This window comes from Anaerococcus faecalis (assembly GCF_013371425.1).
Classification (GTDB): Bacteria; Bacillota; Clostridia; order Tissierellales; family Peptoniphilaceae; genus Anaerococcus; species Anaerococcus porci.
Genome location: NZ_JABVBA010000007.1, coordinates 1 through 15,531 on the forward strand (window position 1 = coordinate 1; position 15,531 = coordinate 15,531).

Annotated in this window: 27 protein-coding genes; 23 read left to right on the top strand and 4 right to left on the bottom strand. The window is 31.8% G+C overall.

Going from position 1 to position 15,531, the window contains the following annotated elements; genetic code table 11:
• The 4 genes from HV819_RS07185 to HV819_RS07200 form a co-directional block, all read right to left on the bottom strand.
• Positions 1–272 (bottom strand): transposase (locus HV819_RS07185; RefSeq protein WP_235942780.1); only part of this gene is annotated, 272 nt, incomplete at its 3' end.
• A gap of 305 nt (positions 273–577) precedes the next feature.
• Positions 578–1,342, bottom strand: coding sequence for an ABC transporter permease (locus HV819_RS07190; protein ID WP_176269857.1), 765 nt, complete (start codon positions 1,340–1,342; stop codon positions 578–580).
• A complete protein-coding gene (locus tag HV819_RS07195) occupies positions 1,339–2,079 on the bottom strand; it encodes an ABC transporter permease (RefSeq protein ID WP_176269858.1) in 741 nt (246 codons plus the stop codon). Before HV819_RS07195 ends, HV819_RS07190 begins: the two co-directional genes overlap by 4 nt.
• Positions 2,076–2,840: an ABC transporter ATP-binding protein gene (locus HV819_RS07200; protein ID WP_176269859.1), complete on the bottom strand. Its 765-nt coding sequence runs from the start codon at positions 2,838–2,840 to the stop codon at positions 2,076–2,078. Before HV819_RS07200 ends, HV819_RS07195 begins: the two co-directional genes overlap by 4 nt.
• A gap of 146 nt (positions 2,841–2,986) precedes the next feature.
• On the opposite strand from HV819_RS07200, the gene HV819_RS07205 reads away from it, so the two are divergent.
• From HV819_RS07205 to rpsE, 23 genes are all read left to right on the top strand, one after another.
• Entirely contained in the window at positions 2,987–3,691 is a 705-nt protein-coding gene (locus HV819_RS07205) for a response regulator transcription factor (protein WP_176269860.1), read from the top strand.
• A 1-nt stretch (position 3,692) separates the two neighbouring features.
• The gene (locus HV819_RS07210; RefSeq protein ID WP_176269861.1) at positions 3,693–5,093 is read left to right on the top strand and encodes a sensor histidine kinase; all 1,401 of its coding nucleotides are present in this window, start codon (positions 3,693–3,695) and stop codon (positions 5,091–5,093) included.
• A 293-nt stretch (positions 5,094–5,386) separates the two neighbouring features.
• Positions 5,387–5,947 carry a GNAT family N-acetyltransferase gene (locus tag HV819_RS07215; protein WP_176269862.1) on the top strand — a complete coding sequence of 187 codons (561 nt, stop codon included), beginning with the start codon at positions 5,387–5,389 and terminating at the stop codon, positions 5,945–5,947.
• Positions 5,948–6,081: 134 nt separating this feature from the next.
• Positions 6,082–6,732 (top strand): Crp/Fnr family transcriptional regulator, encoded by a 651-nt coding sequence (locus tag HV819_RS07220; RefSeq protein ID WP_176269863.1) that lies wholly within the window; start codon positions 6,082–6,084, stop codon positions 6,730–6,732.
• 376 nt (positions 6,733–7,108) lie between these two features.
• Positions 7,109–7,417 (top strand): 30S ribosomal protein S10, encoded by a 309-nt coding sequence (gene rpsJ / locus HV819_RS07225; protein ID WP_154540645.1) that lies wholly within the window; start codon positions 7,109–7,111, stop codon positions 7,415–7,417.
• A 65-nt stretch (positions 7,418–7,482) separates the two neighbouring features.
• On the top strand, positions 7,483–8,112 hold the full coding sequence (rplC, locus tag HV819_RS07230) for a 50S ribosomal protein L3 (RefSeq protein ID WP_176269864.1): 630 nt from the start codon (positions 7,483–7,485) through the stop codon (positions 8,110–8,112).
• Positions 8,113–8,125: 13 nt separating this feature from the next.
• Entirely contained in the window at positions 8,126–8,749 is a 624-nt protein-coding gene (gene rplD, locus HV819_RS07235) for a 50S ribosomal protein L4 (RefSeq protein ID WP_176269865.1), read from the top strand.
• Positions 8,749–9,042 (top strand): 50S ribosomal protein L23, encoded by a 294-nt coding sequence (gene rplW / locus HV819_RS07240; RefSeq protein ID WP_154540651.1) that lies wholly within the window; start codon positions 8,749–8,751, stop codon positions 9,040–9,042. Before rplD ends, rplW begins: the two co-directional genes overlap by 1 nt.
• A gap of 11 nt (positions 9,043–9,053) precedes the next feature.
• Positions 9,054–9,887, top strand: coding sequence for a 50S ribosomal protein L2 (rplB, locus tag HV819_RS07245; protein WP_154540653.1), 834 nt, complete (start codon positions 9,054–9,056; stop codon positions 9,885–9,887).
• Positions 9,888–9,896: 9 nt separating this feature from the next.
• Positions 9,897–10,184 carry a 30S ribosomal protein S19 gene (gene rpsS, locus HV819_RS07250; RefSeq protein ID WP_154540655.1) on the top strand — a complete coding sequence of 96 codons (288 nt, stop codon included), beginning with the start codon at positions 9,897–9,899 and terminating at the stop codon, positions 10,182–10,184.
• Positions 10,185–10,194: 10 nt separating this feature from the next.
• On the top strand, positions 10,195–10,542 hold the full coding sequence (rplV, locus tag HV819_RS07255) for a 50S ribosomal protein L22 (RefSeq protein WP_154540657.1): 348 nt from the start codon (positions 10,195–10,197) through the stop codon (positions 10,540–10,542).
• Position 10,543: 1 nt separating this feature from the next.
• The gene (rpsC, locus tag HV819_RS07260; protein WP_176269866.1) at positions 10,544–11,272 is read left to right on the top strand and encodes a 30S ribosomal protein S3; all 729 of its coding nucleotides are present in this window, start codon (positions 10,544–10,546) and stop codon (positions 11,270–11,272) included.
• 29 nt (positions 11,273–11,301) lie between these two features.
• Positions 11,302–11,733, top strand: a complete 432-nt coding sequence (rplP, locus tag HV819_RS07265) for a 50S ribosomal protein L16 (RefSeq protein ID WP_154540661.1) — start codon at positions 11,302–11,304, stop codon at positions 11,731–11,733.
• Entirely contained in the window at positions 11,733–11,939 is a 207-nt protein-coding gene (gene rpmC, locus HV819_RS07270) for a 50S ribosomal protein L29 (RefSeq protein ID WP_154540663.1), read from the top strand. The genes rplP and rpmC overlap by 1 nt, the downstream gene beginning before the upstream one ends.
• A gap of 4 nt (positions 11,940–11,943) precedes the next feature.
• A complete protein-coding gene (rpsQ, locus tag HV819_RS07275) occupies positions 11,944–12,204 on the top strand; it encodes a 30S ribosomal protein S17 (protein ID WP_154540665.1) in 261 nt (86 codons plus the stop codon).
• 19 nt (positions 12,205–12,223) lie between these two features.
• Positions 12,224–12,592: a 50S ribosomal protein L14 gene (gene rplN, locus HV819_RS07280; RefSeq protein WP_154540667.1), complete on the top strand. Its 369-nt coding sequence runs from the start codon at positions 12,224–12,226 to the stop codon at positions 12,590–12,592.
• Positions 12,593–12,601: 9 nt separating this feature from the next.
• Entirely contained in the window at positions 12,602–12,910 is a 309-nt protein-coding gene (gene rplX / locus HV819_RS07285) for a 50S ribosomal protein L24 (RefSeq protein WP_154540669.1), read from the top strand.
• A gap of 17 nt (positions 12,911–12,927) precedes the next feature.
• On the top strand, positions 12,928–13,470 hold the full coding sequence (gene rplE / locus HV819_RS07290) for a 50S ribosomal protein L5 (RefSeq protein WP_154540671.1): 543 nt from the start codon (positions 12,928–12,930) through the stop codon (positions 13,468–13,470).
• Positions 13,471–13,481: 11 nt separating this feature from the next.
• On the top strand, positions 13,482–13,667 hold the full coding sequence (locus HV819_RS07295; protein ID WP_154540673.1) for a type Z 30S ribosomal protein S14: 186 nt from the start codon (positions 13,482–13,484) through the stop codon (positions 13,665–13,667).
• 18 nt (positions 13,668–13,685) lie between these two features.
• Positions 13,686–14,081, top strand: coding sequence for a 30S ribosomal protein S8 (gene rpsH, locus HV819_RS07300; protein WP_154540675.1), 396 nt, complete (start codon positions 13,686–13,688; stop codon positions 14,079–14,081).
• Positions 14,082–14,091: 10 nt separating this feature from the next.
• Positions 14,092–14,631 (top strand): 50S ribosomal protein L6, encoded by a 540-nt coding sequence (gene rplF / locus HV819_RS07305; protein WP_154540677.1) that lies wholly within the window; start codon positions 14,092–14,094, stop codon positions 14,629–14,631.
• A gap of 10 nt (positions 14,632–14,641) precedes the next feature.
• Positions 14,642–15,007, top strand: a complete 366-nt coding sequence (gene rplR, locus HV819_RS07310; RefSeq protein ID WP_154540679.1) for a 50S ribosomal protein L18 — start codon at positions 14,642–14,644, stop codon at positions 15,005–15,007.
• Positions 15,008–15,022: 15 nt separating this feature from the next.
• Positions 15,023–15,529, top strand: coding sequence for a 30S ribosomal protein S5 (gene rpsE, locus HV819_RS07315; protein ID WP_154540681.1), 507 nt, complete (start codon positions 15,023–15,025; stop codon positions 15,527–15,529).
• Positions 15,530–15,531: the final 2 nt, after the last annotated feature.

Consider the following 15,531-nt stretch of genomic DNA (forward strand, 5'->3'; position numbering starts at 1 on the left):
ATGTCTTTTTCGTATTTTTTTAATGATTGTGGTTCAAATGTTCCTTCTCTATCTCTTGGTATGTTTAATTCTATGTTTCCGTAAGATGATCTAACTGTTTTTTTACTTGTTCCATTTCTTGTATTTAGGGAAAGTGGTTTTTCACCATATTCATAGTCTAAATGCTCATCTAATTCTGCTTTTAAAAGCTCTTGCATTGTATCGCCTAAAAGATCTTTTAGTGCTTCTTGAATATCTTGTGCACTTTGAGGCTGATATTCTTCAATTAACATTTTTGCTATTTTACTTCTTCTTGTTTCCGGTCTTTTTCTTGGCATAAAAATTCCTCCTGGTTAGTTTTTCTTTACCCTAATCAGGAGGTTTCTATACACAAAACTTTACACAGTCTTAAAGGAAGTATAGTTTTGATTTTTCTATACTTCCTTTTTAATTATATAACTTATAGATTGTGTAATCTTATCTTATAGCCTTGTTATTAAATTTCTTAATAATAGAACTTTACTAATCTTGAAAAATTTTGTATAAAAGTAATTTTACTTTTTGCATGAGTATTGTTTGTTTAAGATAAATTGAAATTTTACCTCATTTCTTTTTTTCCAAATTGTATTATTGCAAGCAAAATTGCAAAAGCCAAAATAAAAATTGCAATAGGCATAAGTGGAAATAATTCAAAATTATTATTTATACCAGTTGACGTAAAATCATATAATGAGCATGACACCAAATAACCACTATAACAATATGGATAAACTATTCTAAGTGGAGTAGCTGCTACAAGTATACTTGGAATTACCAAAAGAATATTTAGTCCAACAGACAATATTACTTTATCAAAAATTATAGTGATTGCCCATATACTTGCCAAACTTGGTAACATCGTAAGAAAAATTTTTATACACCAATTCAAAAGATAAAGAATAGGTAAAGTTTCTGCAATATTAGCGTTTTTTGTTGCCCATATTCCTGCAAGTACAAATACAAGCAAAAATACAATAAGCTCTATTATAAGAAAAAATACCAAAACAAAAAACTTGGCTAAAGAGAGTCTATGTCTACTAAGAGGTAAAGCTAACATCTTCAAGATTCCATTATTAGATTTTTCTCTACCAAATATTAACGTTGAGACAACAATCATAGTAAAGGGTAAAAGATAGTAAGAATATACTAAAGCACTTTGTATAAACATAGCTGCCCAAGCGTTTGTGAATTCTGGAGTAAGATAGTTTTTTAATCCTCCTATTCCTGAAAAAACAACAAGCATTGGAGCTATAAAAATTAAAAGGAGAATCTTTCCACGTTTAATTTTCATAAGCTCTATTTTGATTAATTCAAAAAAACTCATTTGGATACCTCCCATTCATAAGGTAGATTCTTGGATGTCCATAAACCAATAAAAAGCAAAGATAGAGATTCAACAATTGAAATGATAGTAATTGCTATATCAACTTTTGCACTTGTAGCTACTGCAGGCTTCATCATAAGCACAAAAGGATTAAGCAAAAATATAGGCATTTTTGATGAAGCAAGTGACATAGCACTTAAAAAACCTAATACACCAATACCTATTGGAATCCAAAGATTTTCAAAACGAGAAGAGATAAAAATCATAAATGACAAAACCGGCATAGATGTTATAAAGGTATATATTGAAAAAACTAAAAGTGTTTTAACCTTAAAAGTTCCTTCTGGTAGATCGGTCACACCAATTTTTGCGAGAGCTAAACTTTGTAATACCACAGCAAAAAATAGCATAAAAGTCAAAATAGAAAACTTGCTAAGAAATATTTTAGAAACACTAATAGGGAGCATATGCATTTTCTTTATAGCAGAAGCTCTAAATTCCATATTATAAATCGTAGAAGTCGCAACAACTATACCAAACATATTCACTACCATAATCATTCCATATAGTTGGGTTAAAAGCACATCCATAGGTGCCAATGGTAAATTTAGTAAACTATCTTTCCTAACCATAAAATTTACAATAGCATACAAGGCTCCAAAGATACCAACTGATAACATCAAAGGTATAATACTGCTTCTTTTTTCTTTTCTTAGTTCAATACATAAAGCTTTCATAACATATTCCTTTGCTTTCTAGTGAGATTATCCTCATCAACCATGGATAAAAACATCTCCTCCAAATTTCCTGTTTTAAATCCTGATGATATTGTTTTTTTTCGAAGCTCATCAAGAGATCCTTCGAAAAGTAATCTTCCATGATTTAAAATACCAATATCATCTGTAATTAATTCAATTTCAGATAGCATATGTGAAGAAATAAGTACTGTACAATCATATAATTTTGGCAAAGATTTAATTAAATTTCTAATTTCATGAATTCCTGCAGGGTCAAGACCATTTGTAGGCTCATCTAAAATAAGGATTGGTGGTCTACCGATTAAGGCTCCAGCTATTCCCAATCTTTGTTTCATTCCAAAAGAATATTTTTTGGCAAGTCTATCAGAAAATTCAGTTAGATTAACAAGATCTAATGCATCATCAACGGCACTTTTTGGTAAGTCTAAAATACGGCGGATAATATCAAGGTTTTCTCTGCCTGTTAGATTTGCATAATAGGATGGTGATTCAATAAGAGAACCTATTTCTTTTAAAATAGCGACTCTATCTTTTGGAAAGTGTTTTTTATCAATTGTAAAACTTCCTTTTGTAGGAAATACCAATCCCAAAAGCATTTTCATAGTTGTTGATTTTCCTGCTCCATTAGGACCGAGAAATCCATATATACTACCTTTTCTAATATGAATCGAAATATCGTCGACGGCTACAAATGATTTGTATTTTTTTGTTAACATTTTTGTTGTTATAATATAATCCATAATAAAATTTCCTTTCGTTTTTTCTTATATTTATATTAAGTCATCTACCTTGCAATAACATTCTTTCTACCTTAAATCTACCTTACTTTTTTAATAAACTAAAAATATATGATATAATTTAAAATAATTTAAATGGAGATGTTACTATGAAGGATAATTATTTGTTAAAAAAACGCATACTGCTTGTTGATGATGAAATTGAAATTTTAGAGATGGTTTCTTCTATTCTTGAAGAATATGGTTTTACTTGTGTTAGCACAGCTAAAAATATAAAAGATGCAATCACTTGTGCAAAAAAGAATCAACCAGAATTAGCAATACTTGATATTATGCTTCCTGATGGAAATGGATTTGATTTGATGAAAGATTTAAAAGAAATCAATAATTTTCCTATTTTATTTCTTACTGCTTGTGGAGAAGATGAGGATAAATTTAAAGGTTTCGACTTGGGTGCCGACGATTATATAGTCAAACCTTTTCTACCTAAAGAGCTTGTGTTTCGTGTATTGGCGATTTTGAGAAGAAGTTACAAAGAAGAAAACCCACTTGTTCAGTTGAAAAATAGTCAAATTGATTTTGCAAAAGCTGAGATTATAAAAGATGATGAAATTATTCCTCTGACTGCAAAAGAATATGAAATTTTATCTATCCTATACCGTAATGCAGGACGTATAGTAACGATTGATGGTATCTGCGAAGCAGCATGGGGTGATGCTATATATGGATATGAAAATTCTTTAATGGCACATATAAGACGAATTAGAGAAAAAATCGAACTTAACCCTTCAAAGCCTGTTTCCTTAATAACTGTAAAAGGATTGGGCTATAAGCTAAAAGTGGAGAACATATAATATGAATGATGTATATAAACTCATTAAGCGATTTGTCGGCTTACTAGTTTTGAGTGGCTTTCTATTTTTCTTGATTAATCTTCTAATATTTTCAGCCATAATGTTTAAGTATATACCAGATGTGGATTCATCTCCTTATAAAATAGCTGAAGAAACAGCAAATTCATTACACTTTTCTAAACAAGGAACTTATGTCCTTGATAAAGACATATCTGAAAAATTAGAAAAAAGCAATGCTTGGGCTATTTTGATTGATAACGATACATCTGAAATGATTTGGCATAACAATAAGCTTCCAAGCACAATTCCAACTAAGTATGCATTATCTGATATTTCTAATTTAAGCATTGGATACCTTAATGGGTATCCTACTTATACTGGAGCAAACAAAGATGGTCTTGTAGTGATAGGATTTCCAGCGGAAAGTTTTTGGAAACATACTAGTCCAACTTGGAAATATAACTTTATTTCTGACATGCCTCGAATAATTATAAGTTTTTTTATTATAAATATTTTACTGATGCTCATGCTATATGTATTGATAAATTTAAAGCTAATAAAATCAATTGACTCAATTATTAAAGGTATTCAGAAATTATCTTTAGGAAAAGTAGTCAATATTCAAGAAAAAGGACTACTTTCTGAAATATCTACTAATATAAATAGAACTTCCACAATCTTACAAGAACAAAAGCAACAGTTGAAAAAGAGAGAAATGGCAAGAATAAATTGGATTGCTGGTGTATCGCATGATATCAGAACTCCTCTATCTATGGTAATGGGATATGCAGGACAATTAGAAAATTCCCCTAATCTTCCGAAAGAAGTTCAAAAGAAAGCATCAGCAATAGTGAAACATAGTAATAGGATGAAAAATTTGATAAGTGATCTTAACCTTGCCTCTAAACTTGAATATAATATGCAGCCTCTTATGAAAAAAGAACTTAAGATTGTTGCGCTTGTCAGACAAATAGTAGTAGATTTTATGAATATAGATATAGACGACAAGTATCCAATTAAATGGATAAGTGGACAAGAGCTTAACAAGTGCTTAGTTTATGCTGATGAAAATCTTTTGAAGCGAGCTATTTCCAATCTAATACAAAATAGTATCACTCATAATGAATGTGGTTGTACAATTTATGTGTCTATGAGTAAAGATGAAGATTATTGTAATATTTGTGTTGAAGATGATGGTATTGGAATTTCTGATGAACAATTAGAAACACTTAAAAATACACCTCACTACATGGTTTGTGACAATAATTTAAAAGAGCAAAGACATGGCTTAGGCTTGAAACTTGTTAAACAAATCATTGAAGGTCATAAGGGAAAAGTATCAATTGGTCATAGTAAATTAGGTGGCTTTAAAGTTGTCTTGACAATTCCTCTTATAAAATAGTTATACAAGTTTTTAAATAAATTTTGGTACAATTTCTAAAAGAAAAATAAAAATATAATGTTATCAAAAGATTTCCCTCATAGAATATAAATAAGGAAGGAAAATTATCAATAATGCTCCTTAACTTATCTTTAAATATTATTAAGTGTAAGTTGACAAAGATATATAACATTTCATAAGAAATATGCTCAAGAAAAATGAATAAGATATAATGTATTAAAAATCCTAGAAATGTTATAAGATAGATTCAAAATGTTCTTATTAGTAAGATGGAATAGATTTAAGGAGTTTTTATGGAACATAAAGGAACAGTTGTAATTGAGACAAATCGTCTACTGTTAAGACAATTCAATATTGATGATGTAGAGTTTGCCTATAAGAATTGGACACATGATGATAAGGTGACTGAATTTTTAAGGTGGACAAGGCATGAAGATAAAATTATTACAAAGAGAGTAATTGAAGATTGGATATCTAGTTATAAAAATAAGAAATTCTATCAGCGGGCAATTGTATTAAAAGAAATTTGTGAACCAATTGGTTCGATTTCTGTTGTAGATATGAATGAAAAAACAAATATGGTTCATATTGGATATGTAATTGGAAGTAAATGGTGGAATAAAGGCATTACTAGTGAAGCTCTAAAAGCTATTATTCCTTTTCTATTTGAGCAAGTTAAGGTCCAAAGAATTGAGTCACAGCATGATCCCAATAATCCAAATTCTGGAAAAGTAATGCGAAAATCTGGATTGACCTTTGAGGGCACATTAAGGAAGTCTGATTGGAGTAACAAAGGAATAGTTGATGCTTCGATGTATAGTTTGCTAGCTGAAGAATATTTCAATAAAGAATAAAAATATAATGGAATATTTTAGTCCATTATTAAGCTTTTAAAATACAAAAGATTATTAAAGGTTTTTGAAAAAATACTAGTGTTTAATTTTAGTGTTTTAGTCTTGAATTGGGTAAAAAATATCAGAGGTGAAAAATGAATTTAAGAGAAATACCACTTTTTAAAAACTTAAGTCAAGATGATCTTAAGATTTTAGAAGATAATATAGATATAGTAGAAGTAAGATATCCAAAAGATTCTTATATATTTGAGCAAGGAGAGATTAAAAGCGATCTTTATTACTTAAAGGAGGGGTCAATTTTAGTTGCAAAATTTGATTCGAATGGAAAAAGATCAATAATTCAAACCTTTAATAATAAAGGTATTTTTGGAGAAGTCTACGCTTATCTTAAGGTTCCGTATGACTTTTCGGCATTTTGCCAAAAAGAATCTAAAGTTTTTCATATAAAAAATTTTAGAAATATAATTAATAAAGCTATGCCCAAGTCATTTTTACTAAATTATATAGACCTACTTAGTAAAAAGTGTCTTGTCCTTAGTCAAAAAAATCAAATCAATACTCAATTTACTTTAAGACAAAAGATAGGAAATTTCCTATTACTTGAAGAAAAGGATAATAAGGTAATATTAAATCAGACCAGAGAAGAGCTTGCAGACTTTCTTTCAACAACAAGACCGTCACTTTCTAGGGAACTTTCTAAAATGATGGATGAGGGTATTATAAAAGTAGATAAAAAGGAAATTTTTATACTAAAAAAGAATATTTTGGAGAACTTGATATATTAGTATAAATATCTACTTATATAATGAATTTTTAATGCCTATATATCCATATAATATAAAAGGAAAGAAAATTTATTAGATTAAAAAATAAAAGAAAAAAATTGAAAAATAATTTGAAAAAAAATTAAAAACAATATATAATAGAAAAGATTGATATGGTAGATTCTAAAGAGATTAAAAAATATTAGAAAAATAACAAAATATTTGATTTTTTCTAGAATTTGTTGTATTATATTCAAGTGCTATGAAGTGGGAGGTTGCTTTCACACTTAGGCCAGATGTGGAAGGTAATTTTCACCAAGCAAGCTAGAGAAGAATCTCTAGTGCTTTCCAAATATAATTAAACGCCCGGATGGGTGGCACATCAAAAGGAGGAAAAATGGCTAATCAAAAGATAAGAATTAGACTAAGAGCATATGATCATGAAATAATTGATAGCTCAGCAGAAAAAATCGTAGAAGCGGTAAAAAGATCAGGAGCACAAGTAAGTGGACCAATCCCATTGCCAACAGAGAAAGAAATAATAACAATTCTTCGTGCGGTTCACAAATACAAAGACTCAAGAGAACAGTTTGAACAAAGAACACACAAAAGATTAATCGACATCATTGGACCAAATGCAAAGACTTTAGATTCTTTAAAGAAATTAAATCTACCAGCTGGTGTTGATATAGAGATAAAACTGTAATTAGAATGATTGAAGATTTTCCAAAATATTTTGGATCAATCCGCTGTAATTAAGGAGGTACTCAAATGAAGAGTATATTTACAACAAAAATAGGCATGACTCAAGTCATCAACGAAGATGGCATAGTGACACCTGTAACTGTACTTAAGGCTGATGATAATGTAGTAGCACAAGTGAAATCAGAAGATGTTGATGGTTACAATGCTATCCAAGTTGGATATTTAAACAAAAAAGAAAAAAATGTTAAAAAACCTATTAAAGGACACTTTGACAAAGCAGAAGTTTCTTACAAGAGATTCTTAAAGGAAATAAGACTTGATGAAAAATCAGAACTTAATCCTGGGGAAACAATATCAGTAGATATCTTTAAAGAAGGTGAATTGGTTGATATTACAGCCACTTCAAAAGGTAAAGGAACTCAAGGTGCCATAAAAAGATGGAACTATGGAAGAGGACCAGCAAGCCACGGTTCTAAATCACACAGAGTAGCAGGTGCAAGAGCTGCAGGTTCTGACCCAGCTAGAGTGTTCAAAGGTAGAAAAGGCTCTGGAAAGATGGGTAATGAACGTGTGACAGTTCAAAACCTAAAAATTGTTAAGGTTAATACAGAAGACAGCTACATCCTAGTTAAAGGCGCTGTTCCAGGACCAAAAGGTGGACTTGTTCAAGTTAAACAAGCTACAAAGAGCCTATAATAAGGAGGAATAAATGCCTAAAGTAGAAGTTTTAAATATTAAGGGAGAAAATGTTGGTGAAATCGAGTTAAACGAAACTCTTTTCGCAGCAGAAATCGCTGAAAATGCTGTTTATGACACAGTTAAAAACCAACTAGCTAATAAAAGACAAGGCACACAATCCGCTAAGACTCGTGCAGAAGTAAGAGGTGGTGGAAGAAAGCCATTTAGACAAAAGGGAACAGGTAGAGCTAGACAAGGATCTATAAGAGCTCCTCATTATACAGGCGGTGGAATTGTATTTGCACCAAAGCCAAGAGACTATAGCTACAAAATTCCTAAGAAAATGAGAAGAAAAGCTCTTTACTCAGTTTTAACTTCAAAAGTTAATGAAAATGAATTGGTTGTTTTAGATGACTTAAAACTTGATTCATACAAAACTAAGGAAGCAAAAACAATCTTAAATAACATAGATGCAAATAGTAAAGCCTATGTTGTTATAGCAGAAAATGATGACAAAATTTATAAATCATTTAGAAATATTGAAGGTGTTGATGTAGAAAAAGCAAACCTAATCAATGTATATGATTTATTAAGACATGATAAACTTGTAATTACAAAAGATGCAATTGCAAAACTTGAGGAGGTATTTAAATAATGAAGTCACCTTACTATATAGTAAAAAGACCAATAATTACTGAAAAAAGTATGGAATTACTTGAAGATAATAAATACACTTTTGAAGTAGACAAAAATGCTAACAAAGCAGAAATCAAAGAAGCTATTGAATCTATCTTTGACGGAGTAAAAGTAGAAAAAGTGAGAACTTTAAACTTTACTGGTAAAAAAGTTAGAACTAGATATGGTTATGGTAAAAAAGCAGATTGGAAGAAAGCTTATGTTACTTTAACTGAAGATTCTGCAGCAATTGAATACTTCGACGGAATGTAGGGAGGATTTAAATGCCTATAAGAAAACTTAAACCAACTTCAAACGGACACAGAAATATGTCTGTTTTGACATTTGATGAGATTACAAAAAAACAACCAGAAAAATCTTTACTTACCGATTTAAAGAAAAAGGGTGGTAGAAACAATACTGGTAGAATTACAGTTCGCCATAGAGGTGGTGGAGCTAAGAGAAAATATAGAATTATTGATTTTAAAAGAAATAAAGATAATATACCAGCAACAGTAAAAGCAATAGAATATGATCCAAATAGATCAGCAAATATTGCCCTACTATCATATGCTGATGGAGAAAAAAGATATATTCTTGCTCCAAGAAATCTTAAAGTAGGAGATGTTGTAGAAAGTGGATCCGAAGCTGATATCAAGCCAGGTAATGCACTTGAGCTTAAAGATATCCCAGTAGGTACAATGATTCATAATATCGAACTTAAGGCTGGAAGAGGAGCAATCCTAGTAAGAAGTGCGGGAGTTTCTGCTCAACTTATGGCTAAAGAAGGAAGATTTGCAACAGTTAAATTACCAAGTGGTGAAACAAGACTAATCCACAACAATTGTAAAGCTACAATCGGGATGGTTGGAAACATAGAACACGAACTTGTAAGAGTAGGTAAGGCTGGTAAGACTAGATATATGGGTCAAAGACCACATGTAAGAGGATCAGCAATGAACCCAGTAGACCATCCACACGGAGGTGGTGAAGGTAGAACACCAGTAGGTAGACCAGCACCATCTACACCATGGGGTAAACCAGCACTTGGTCTTAAAACAAGAAAAAAGAAAAACAAATCTTCTAAATACATTGTAAGAAGAAGAAACGAAAAATAGGGGGATTTAATGGCAAGATCTTTAAAAAAGGGACCTTTTGTCGATGAACATTTAATGAAAAAAGTAGAAGCTTTAAATGAAAAAAATGACAAAAAGGTTATAAAAACTTGGTCAAGACGTTCAACAATATTTCCAGAATTTGTAGAACATACTATAGCAGTTCACGATGGTAGAAAACACGTGCCAATCTATATAACAGAAGACATGGTAGGCCACAAACTTGGAGAGTTTGTTCCAACAAGAACATTCAGAGGCCATGCTAAAAAAGCAACTGAATTAAAATCAAGATTAAGTTAGGAGAGTATAAATGGAAGTCAAAGCAACAGCTAAATATGTAAGAATATCTCCTCTTAAAGTTAATTATATATGCAGAGAAATTAGAGGTAAACAAGTAGATGAAGCACTTACAATTCTTAGATTTACTAACAAAAAAGGTGCTAAACTACTTTCAGATGTGCTAAAAAGTGCAATAGCAAACGCTGAGAATAATAATGGATTATCAAGAGATAACTTATTTGTAAAAAAAGCCTTCGCTAATGATGCTCCAACTATGAAAAGATGGAGACCTAAAGCTAAGGGTGCAGCTTATCCAATCCTTAAGAGATCATCTCATATAGGTGTAGTTCTTACAGAATTAGAAACAGAGGAGGCATAATATGGGTCAAAAAGTAAATCCAAAAGGCTTTAGAGTTGGAGTTATAAAAGAATGGGACTCAAAGTGGTTTGCAGAAAAAAAAGACTTTTCTGATCTTTTAGTTGAAGATCATAAAATAAGAAAATTAATCAAAAAAGAAGTTTATGATGCAGGAATTTCTGATATTGAAATTGAAAGAGCAGTAAACAACATCAAAATATCTATCTACACAGGAAAACCAGGAATGGTTATAGGAAAAGGTGGCTCTGGAGTAGAAGAACTTAAAAACAAAGTTGAGAAAATAGCTACAGGCAAAAGAGTAATCATCAATGTAGAAGAAATTAAAAACCAAGATGTTGATGCACAATTAGTTGCAGAAAACATTGCAGCACAACTTGAGAACCGTATAACATTCAGACGTGCAATGAAACAAGCAGTTCAAAGAACAATGAGAGCTGGAGCTGTAGGTATAAAAACTCAAGTATCTGGAAGACTTGGTGGAGCTGATATGGCTAGAAGCGAAGGATACAACGAAGGTAAAGTTCCTCTTCAAACACTAAGAGCAGATGTTGACTACGGTTTTGCAGAAGCAGATACACAATACGGTAAAATAGGATGTAAAGTTTGGATTAATAGAGGAGAAATTCTTCCAGGAGAAAAAGCTCCAAGACAACCAAAGATAAAAAAACCAAACCAAAACAACAGAAAAAACAGAAGAAGACGTCCTAATAATAGAAATAACGATAGATAAGATTATTATCTCAAGGAGGAAACAAGATTATGTTAATGCCTAAAAGAGTTAAATATCGTAGACAACATAGGGGAAGAATGAAAGGTAAAGCCCAAAAGGGTAATACACTTGCTTATGGTGAATACGGATTACAAGCAATAGGTAGTACATGGCTTACAGCAAATCAAATTGAGGCTGCAAGACGTGCTATGACAAGATATATAAAAAGAGGCGGAAATATTTGGATTAAAGTATTTCCAGACAAGCCAGTTTCAAAGAAGCCAGCCGAAGTAAGAATGGGTTCTGGTAAGGGTGCTCCTGAATATTGGGTAGCGGTAGTTAAACCAGGTAGAATTTTGTTTGAAATGAGTGGTGTTAATGAAGAAGTTGCAAGAGAAGCTATGAGACTTGCTGCACAAAAGCTACCAATCAAGACAAAATTTGTTAAAAGGCTTGAAGTCAAAGAAGTGGAGGAAGCTTAATGAAAGCAGTAGAAATCAGAAAATTAAGTGATAGCGAATTAAATAAAAAACTTTTCGATTTACAATCTGAATTATTTAATCTTCGTTTCCAATTGGCTACAGGTCAACTTGAAAACCCAGCTGCTATTGGAAATGTTAAAAGAGATATAGCTAGAGTAAAAACAATCCAAACAGAGAGAAAGCTCAATATAAATAAGGAGGCTTAACTTGATGGAAAGAAATAGTAGAAGATCCGTTCAAGGAGTAGTTGTATCAGATAGTATGGATAAGACAATAACTGTAAAAGTTGAAACAAAAATCCAACATCCTGTATACAAAAAAAGACTAAGTGTAAGTAAGAAATATAAAGCTCACGATGAGAACAATGAAGCTAAAGTAGGCGATACTGTAACCATAATGGAAACTAGACCATTATCTAAGACAAAAAGATGGAGACTAGTTAAAATTAACGAAACTGCAGTTCGTGCTTAATTAGGTAAAGGAGATTATTATGATACAACAAGAATCTCGTATGAGAGTAGCAGATAACTCCGGAGCAAGAGAACTTTTAGTTATCAAAGTTCTTGGTGGAGCCGGAAGAAGATACGCAAACATTGGGGACATAGTTACTTGTTCAGTTAAAAGTGCAACACCCGGTGGAGCGGTAAAAAAAGGTGAAGTTGTTAAAGCGGTTATAGTTAGAACATCAAGAGGTGTTAAAAGAAGTGACGGATCATCAATCAAATTTGATGATAATGCGGCAGTAATCGTAAAAGACGATAAAACACCTGTAGGAACTCGTATATTCGGGCCAGTAACAAGAGAACTTCGTCATGAAGGTTTCATGAGAATTATCTCACTTGCACCGGAAGTATTATAGGAGGATTACATGCATATTAAAAAAGGCGATAAAGTCCAAGTAATATCAGGTGAATATAAAGGACATGTAGGAGAAGTACTTAAAGCTTTCCCTAAAGAAAATAAAGTAATAGTTGAAGGTGCAAACATCATAGTTAAACACCAAAAGGCAAGACAAATGGGAGAAGAAAGTGGAAGAATTGAAAAAGAAGGAAAAATCTATGCTTCTAAAGTTCTTCTTTACTCAGAAAGTCTTAAAAAAGGTGTTAGAACATCAACTGAAATAATCGATGGCAAAAAAGTTAGAGTTTGCAAAAAAACTGACGAGAAATTCGATTAGGTCCAAAAGGAGTAATTATGACAAGTAGATTAAAAGAAAAATATAAATCAGAAGTTGTTAAAGAACTTGTGGATCAATTCGGTTATAAAAATTTAATGCAAGTTCCAAAACTTGAAAAAATTGTTATAAATATAGGACTTGGGGAAGCTAAGGATAATAAAAACTTATTAACAAAAGCTAAAAACGAACTTGCACTTATCACAGGTCAACAACCAATTGAAATAAAAGCAAAAAAATCTGTATCTAACTTCAAACTAAGAGAAGGACAAGCAATAGGCACAAAAGTAACTCTTAGAGGAGAAAGAATGTATGATTTTATGGATAAGTTAATTTCAATTTCCCTACCTAGAGTTAGAGACTTCAGAGGAATAAATCCTAATTCATTTGATGGAAGAGGAAACTATTCGTTAGGAATTAAGGAACAATTAATATTCCCAGAAATTAAATACGATGATGTAGATTTCTTACATGGTATGGATATCACATTTGTAACAACAGCTGAAACTGATGAAGAAGCTAAAGCATTCTTAACACTAATGGGAATGCCTTACAAGAAATAAAGGAGCAAAAAATGGCAAAAAAGTCAATGATTGCGAAACAAAAAAGAAAACCAAAATATAGTACAAGAGCATACACAAGATGTAAGCTTTGCGGAAGACCACATGGTGTACTAAGAAAATACGGTTTATGTCGTATATGCTTTAGGGAGCTCGCAAACAAAGGGGAAATTCCTGGAGTAAGAAAAGCAAGCTGGTAAGTTAGGAGGAAATTAATTATGATGACAGATCCAATTGCGGATATGCTAACTAGAATAAGAAATGGTAACAAGGCTAATCATTTATCTGTAAGCTTACCATCTTCTAATGAGAAACGTGCTATTGCTCAAATCCTTTTAGATGAAGGTTATATTAAAGGCTTTGATGTAGAAGAAGACAATAAGCAAGGTGTTCTTACAATAGATTTAAAATATACAGAAGAAGGCGAAAAAGTTATAACAGGACTTAGAAGAATATCCAAACCAGGATTAAGAGTTTATGTTAAAGCAAATGAAGTGCCTAAAGTATTAGATGGACTTGGAATTGCAATAATATCAACATCAAAAGGACTATTAACAGATAAAGACGCTCGCCAAGCTAATGTTGGTGGAGAAGTTATTTGTTACGTATGGTAAGGAGGAATAAATGTCAAGAATAGGTAAAAAACCAATTGAAATCCCTTCTGGAGTAACTATTGATGTTAAAGACAATTTGATTACAGTAAAAGGACCAAAAGGCGAAGATTCTCAATTAGTATCTAAAAGACTAAAAATTGAGCAAAAAGATAATGAATTAAATATAATTGCCTCTGAAAATCCTACAAAACTTGAAAATCAAGAACATGGTCTTTATAGATCATTAGTTCACAATATGGTAGTAGGTGTAACAGAAGGCTATGCAAAAACACTTCAAATTGAAGGTACAGGATATAGAGCTCAAAAGCAAGGAAATACACTTGTAATGAACCTAGGATTCTCTCACCAAGTTAAGATGGAAGATCCTGAAGGTATTGAAGTAGAAGTTCCTAACGATAGAACTATTATTGTAAAGGGAACAAATAAACAACTAGTTGGACAACATGCAGCAAATATCAGAAATTGGAGAAAACCTGAACCATATAAGGGTAAAGGAATCCGTTATGAGGGCGAACATGTTAGAAGAAAAGTTGGTAAGACAGGTAAGTAGGGGGCAATAAATGGCTAAAAGAACAAAAGAGCAAAAATTAAAAACTCGTAAGTTTAGAGTAAGAAATAAAGTCAGTGGAACTGCTCAAAAACCAAGACTTAGTGTCTACAAATCAAATACTAATATATATGCACAACTAATAGATGATGTAAATGGTGTTACACTAGCAAGTGCAAACACTCTTCAAAGTGAAGTAAAAGAAGGCTTAGAAAACTGTGCAAATATTGATGCTGCCACAAAAGTTGGTGAGCAAATTGCAAAAAATGCACTTGATAAAGGAATTGAAGAGGTTGTTTTTGACAGAAACGGATATCTTTATCATGGAAAAGTAAAAGCCCTAGCTGAAGCAGCAAGAGAAAATGGTCTTAAGTTTTAACGAGGGAGGATTTAGATGTATTTATTAAAACAAGATGTAGACAAACTAAACCTCGAAGATAGAGTAGTTAGTATAAATAGAGTTGCTAAAACTGTAAAAGGTGGACGTAACATGAGATTTGCTGCCCTAGTGGTAGTAGGAGATCAAAATGGACATGTAGGTATAGGAACTGGAAAAGCAACAGAGGTTCCAGAAGCTATTAGAAAAGCAACAGAAGATGGTAAAAAACACATGATTTCTGTTCCTATAGTAAATACTACAGTTCCACACAGAATCTTAGCAAAAAAAGGTGCTGGTCAAGTACTTCTTATGCCAGCATCAGAAGGTACTGGAATCATAGCTGGAGGACCAGTTCGTGCTATTTGTGAACTTGCAGGTTATAAAGATATCAGAGCTAAAAACCTAGGTTCATCAAACCCACAAAACATAATCAATGCTTGTATAAAAGCATTTCAATCTATGAAAACAGTAGAAGAGGTTGCAAGATTACGTGGTAAATCGATAGAAGAATTCGATTATTAAGG